The 5,359-nt window shown below is 64.1% G+C and carries 5 protein-coding genes; 4 read left to right on the top strand and 1 reads right to left on the bottom strand.

Features of this window, described 5'->3' with window-relative positions:
- Positions 1 to 289 (bottom strand): MAPEG family protein (locus tag ACREC7_RS15585; RefSeq protein ID WP_431556611.1); only part of this gene is annotated, 289 nt, incomplete at its 3' end.
- A gap of 108 nt (positions 290 to 397) precedes the next feature.
- On the opposite strand from ACREC7_RS15585, the gene ACREC7_RS15580 reads away from it, so the two are divergent.
- The 4 genes from ACREC7_RS15580 to ACREC7_RS15565 all read left to right on the top strand — a co-directional run.
- Positions 398 to 826, top strand: a complete 429-nt coding sequence (locus ACREC7_RS15580) for a VOC family protein (RefSeq protein ID WP_431556610.1) — start codon at positions 398 to 400, stop codon at positions 824 to 826.
- Between the two features lie 4 nt (positions 827 to 830).
- The gene (locus ACREC7_RS15575; RefSeq protein ID WP_431556609.1) at positions 831 to 1,250 is read left to right on the top strand and encodes a gamma-glutamylcyclotransferase family protein; all 420 of its coding nucleotides are present in this window, start codon (positions 831 to 833) and stop codon (positions 1,248 to 1,250) included.
- 61 nt (positions 1,251 to 1,311) lie between these two features.
- Positions 1,312 to 4,026, top strand: a complete 2,715-nt coding sequence (ppdK, locus tag ACREC7_RS15570; RefSeq protein ID WP_431556608.1) for a pyruvate, phosphate dikinase — start codon at positions 1,312 to 1,314, stop codon at positions 4,024 to 4,026.
- Between the two features lie 395 nt (positions 4,027 to 4,421).
- A partial coding sequence (locus ACREC7_RS15565) for a cell wall hydrolase (protein ID WP_431556607.1) occupies positions 4,422 to 5,359 on the top strand: 938 nt, incomplete at its 3' end.

Here is a 5,359-nt window from a genome sequence, read left to right as displayed (position 1 = left end):
CGACCCGCGCCCAGAAATAGAGTTGCGCCCCCCACACCGTCATCCAGTCATGCCGGCCTGCTGCGTGCGCGATCAGCACGGCGGCGGCAAAGAGCGGAAAGGTTTCAAGAAAATTCGACAGCGCCCGCTCGAGCCGGCCGGCAGTGCCTGCCAACGGCGGCCTCGGCTCGTCGCGCGGCCCGGCGGCCCACCAATATCCATGCTGCATGTTCTTGGACTGGGCGTTGAGCACGATCTGCACGAGCCCGAGCACAATGGAAAGCGCGAGCATGGTGAGTTCAATGGTCATGAGCGTCCCCTTTGGCGTCACCCATTCCCGTACACGGGAAAATCCGGTAAGCGTCGCTCCAGACGGCGCGGCGCCGTCCCTCGCAAGGCATGACAAAGAAAGGCAGCAATGTCAGCTCACATCAGCCTGATCACCCTTGGCGTCGCCGATGTCGCCAAGGCCACGTCCTTCTATGACCGGCTCGGCTTCGTCCGATCGAAGAGAGCGAGCCAGGAAAGCGTGAGCTTCTTCCAGGCAGGACCCGTGGTCCTTGCACTATGGGGACGCGATGCCCAAAGAGACGATGCGGACGCCGCGGAGCTTTGGACCGGCAATGGCGGTATCGTCGTCGCGCAGAATTTGCCAAGCGAGGATGCAGTGGACGTCATGATGGCGCGGGCAGAAGCCTCCGGCGCACGCATCCTGAAGCCTGCAGCCAAGACCTTCTGGGGCGGCTATGACGGCTACTTCGCCGACCCCGACGGACATGTTTGGGAAGTCGCCTTCAATCCCTTTTGGGAACTCGATGAAGATGGCCGGGTTAGGCTGTCGGAATAGCTCAATGACCGACTACCTCTTTGTCTATGGTACCTTGCGAACCGAATTTCCCCATCCCCTCGCCAAGAGGCTTCAGGCCCAGGCCAAATTCATCGGCAAGGGGTCGACGCCCGGTGTGCTGTACGATTTCGGCTGGTATCCGGGAGCCAAATTCGATGCTGACGCCAGGACGCACGTCATCGGCGAGGTGTTCTCGATCAAGAACGCGGAACGACTGCTTGCCGAGCTGGATCATTACGAAGGCACCGCCGAGCCCGGCAACGCCTTCCGCCGTGTGCCCGTCAAGGTGCGGTTGGATGGCGGCGGCACGGTCGATGCCTGGTCCTATGAGATGGGAGACTCGAAGGCGCACCGGCGGCCGATCGAGAGCGGCGATTTCATTCATTATCGCCGGCTCAAGGACCAGCGGCCCGTGCGGCCCTGAGTCACTTCCCTCCCCTCCATTTGTGTCGAGCGCAGCGGGCCGCTAAAAGGAGCGGCTCAGGATGGAACGCGTGATGAAACAGGCCGCAAAGGTCAAGGACCCCTCGCCCCATTGGGTATTCACCTTCGGTGCCGGCCGCGCCGAGGGCGATGCCGCGCAGCGTGACCTGCTCGGCGGCAAGGGCGCCTACCTTGCCGAGATGTCGAGGCTCGGCCTTCCGGTGCCCCCGGGGCTCACCATCTCCTCTGAGGTCTGCGCCGCCTATTACCGGTCAGGCAAGAAGTTGCCAGAGGCGTTGATGCCGATGGTGAGCGAGGCGCTCAACGTGGTGGGCAAGGTGGCCGGCGCCCGTTTCGGCGACGTCGACAATCCCTTGCTCGTGTCGGTGCGGTCGGGCTCGCGCGCCTCGATGCCAGGCATGATGGACACGGTGCTCAATCTCGGCCTCAACGACGAGACCGTCGAAGGTCTCGCGCGGCGCTCCTCGGACCGCAGATTCGCCTACGACACCTATCGTCGCTTCATCCAGATGTATGGCGATGTGGTGCTCGGCATCGACCACTATTTGTTCGAGGAGGCGCTCGAGAACTACAAAAGTCTCAAAGGTTTCGAGCTCGACTCTGAGCTTGGGCCAGAGCACTGGGCGGAGCTCGTGGCCCGCTTCAAGTCGATCGTCGAGCAGGAGCTCGGCCAGCCCTTCCCGCAGGATTTGCAACGCCAGCTGTGGGGCGCGATCGCCGCCGTGTTCGGCTCGTGGCACAATGCTCGCGCCATCGCCTACCGGCGGCTGCATGACATCCCCGACGATTGGGGTACAGCCGTCACCGTGCAGGCCATGGTGTTCGGCAATATGGGAGGGCGGAGCGCGACCGGTGTCGTGTTCACCCGCAATCCCTCCACCGGGGCGAACGAGCTTTACGGCGAGTTCCTGGTCAATGCCCAAGGCGAGGACGTGGTCTCGGGCTTGCGCACGCCGCAACCCTTGACCGAGGCGGCGCGTAAGGTGACCGGCGACCGCCGCCCGTCGCTCGAGGGGCTGATGCCGGAAGCCTTCGCCGACCTCAAAGCGGCTTGCGCCAAGCTCGAAGCCCATTTCCGCGACATCCAGGACATCGAGTTTACGGTGGAGGAAGGCAGGCTGTGGATGCTGCAAAGCCGCTCTGGCAAGCGCAGCATGCAGGCGGCCTTGAAGATCGCGATCGACATGGCCGGCGAAGGGTTGATCACCGAGCAGGAGGCCGTGCTCGGGATCGATGCCGCCCAGCTCGACCAGCTCCTGCATCCGACGCTCGATCCCGACTCGCCGAAGCTCGTGATCGGCAAAGGCTTGCCCGCCTCCCCGGGCGCCGCCTCCGGCAAGCTCGTGTTCGATGCCGACGAAGCGGTGCACCTCAAGGCGCAAGGCCACACCCTGATCCTCGCCAGGGTCGAAACCTCGCCTGAGGACGTGCAGGGCATGCACGCCGCGGCCGGCATCATCACCACGCGCGGCGGCATGACGAGCCACGCGGCCGTGGTGGCGCGCGGCATGGGACGGCCATGCGTCGTCGGCGCCGCGTCGGTGCAGATCGACCTCGAGCGCGAGACGCTGAGCTCAGGCAACGAGACCTTGGCCAAGGGCGACGTCGTGACCATCGACGGCTCGACCGGCCAGATCATCAAGGGCCGCGTGCCGACGCGTGAGCCGGCGCTGTCCTCGGACTTCTTGACGCTGATGGGTTGGGCCGATCGGCACCGCCGCATGAAGGTGCGCGCCAACGCTGACACGCCGGCCGACGCCCGCCAGTCGCTGGCCTTCGGCGCCGACGGCATCGGGCTTTGCCGCACCGAGCATATGTTCTTCGAGGAGGGCCGCATCGTGCCCATGCGCGAGATGATCCTCGCCGACGACACCGACGGCAGGCGTGCCGCGCTCGCCAAGCTCTTGCCCATGCAGCGCAAGGACTTCGTCGCGCTGTTCGAGATCATGGCAGGCTCCCCGGTGACCATTCGCCTGCTCGATCCGCCTTTGCACGAATTTCTGCCCCATGGCGAGGCCGCTATCGGCGAGGTGGCGGCGGCCATGGGCGTGAGCCCGCAGAGGTTGAAGCGCAGGGTCGCGGGATTAAGCGAATTCAATCCAATGCTCGGCCATCGCGGCTCCCGCCTCCTGGTAAGCTTCCCCGAGATTGCCGAGATGCAGGCACGAGCGATCTTCGAGGCAGCCATCGAAGCCGGCCGCAAGCTTAAGACGAGCGTCGAGCCGGAAATCATGGTGCCTCTGGTCACCGCCAAAGCCGAGCTCGACCTGGTCAAGGAGCGCATCGACGGAGTGGCGCGCGCGGTGGAAAAGGAGCAAGGGGTCAAGCTCACTTATTCGGTTGGCACCATGGTCGAGCTTCCCCGGGCATGCATCAATGCCGGGGAGATCGGCAAGAGCGCCGATTTCTTCTCCTTCGGCACCAACGACCTGACCCAGACGACGTTCGGCCTCTCACGCGACGACGCCGGGCGCTTCCTCGGCGAATACACCGAGAAGGGGATCATCCAGCACGACCCATTCGTCACGCTCGATCCGGCCGTCGGCGAGCTCATGTGGATTGCCGTGGAGCGCGGGCGCCGGTCGCACCCCGATCTCAAGATCGGCATCTGCGGCGAGCATGGCGGCGACCCAGAGACCATCAGGTTCTGCGAGGACATCCGCCTCGACTATGTCTCCTGCTCGCCCTACCGGGTGCCGGTGGCGCGGCTCGCCGCCGCCCAGGCCGCCTTGAGCCCCATGGTAAAGCCCCGTTAACCATGCCGCCAAAAGCCGTTGGGACTTCCCATTCACCATAATTTGTCCTAAATGATAGGGCAGCATAACTGTGTAATAGACGGGACTCCGGGCAAACCGGTGGGGGACAATAAGACTTAAGTCACTGATTTTCCCACCTTTTTGGCTGGTTTCACATTGGGGACTAATCCTTGCGTGCGCCCGATAAGTGGCGCCGTCGGGGTACGCGAAAAGTCGCTTACGGGCATAAAGCGGGCTTTCGCGGACGTAACGGGGAGACCCCCCGGGAGGGACCATTGGGCCGGCGCTCACCTCGTCGGATGTGGCACGTAGCAGCTGCGCTCGCGCCACTCCCGCTTATCGCCTTGGGCTATGCTTCGATTCCGGGCAACAAGCTTGCTTTCCGGATGGAGCTGATGCTTTCCGGCAATGGCTCCAGCCACGCGCTGTACCGCGATGCCGACGCCTCCGAGCACGTGCCGTTGCCTAGAGCCGCTGCCGTTCTATTCCGGACCGCGGAAAAAGGGCCGCGCGCCGACCAATATCTCACGGTCAAGACCACCACCTACGCAGACAAGCAATTCATCACGGCAAGCGTGTCGGGCGCCGACGCCGGCAGCAACGGCGGCGATGTGCGCGACGAGCTGATTCGCGGCCGCAAATCAGATCGCCTCAACCCGCCGGTCACCGAAGTGGCGTTTAGAAGCGGCGGCTCGGACCGCGGCGTCTCCATGTTCACCGAATTCGCCGCCGGCAATCTCCAGCTCGCGCCGGCGCTGGCCGGTGCGGCGCCAACGGCGCAGACCATCGCCTACCGCCCCTCGGCTGAGGGCCTCAATTTCAAATACAAGGGTGAAAGCCAGGCCGAATTCGAGGAGCGCGAGCGGCGCTGCCTCGCGACAGCAATCTACTTCGAGGCCCGCGGCGAGCCGGTCCAGGGCCAGGTCGCCGTCGGCCAGGTGATCCTCAACCGCGTGCGCAGCCCGAATTTCCCGGAGACCATTTGCGGCGTGGTGTATCAGGGCCAGCTGGCGCCAGGCTGCCAGTTCTCCTTCACCTGTGACGGGAAAACCGACACGCCGAAGAACGACTCCCATTGGGCGCTCGCGCAAAAGCTTGCCAGGCAGATCACCTCAGGCCAAGTCTGGCTTCCAGAGATCGGATATTCGACCTTCTACCATGCGGATTACGTGAGCCCGCAATGGAAGAGCGCCATGAACAAGATCGACTCGATCGGGCGCCACATCTTCTACAAGAAGCGCAACGAGAAGCCTTACATCGTGGAGGAAGCCTCGGCCGCGCCGACGCCTGACACCACCAAGGTAACTGCCGGAGCCTTCTCGCTGGCCTCCAC

It is taken from the genome of Methyloceanibacter sp., assembly GCF_050728395.1.
Lineage (GTDB): Bacteria > Pseudomonadota > Alphaproteobacteria > Rhizobiales > Methyloligellaceae > Methyloceanibacter.
Note: the sequence above shows the minus strand (reverse complement) of the source record. Positions and strands in the feature narration are given on the sequence as shown.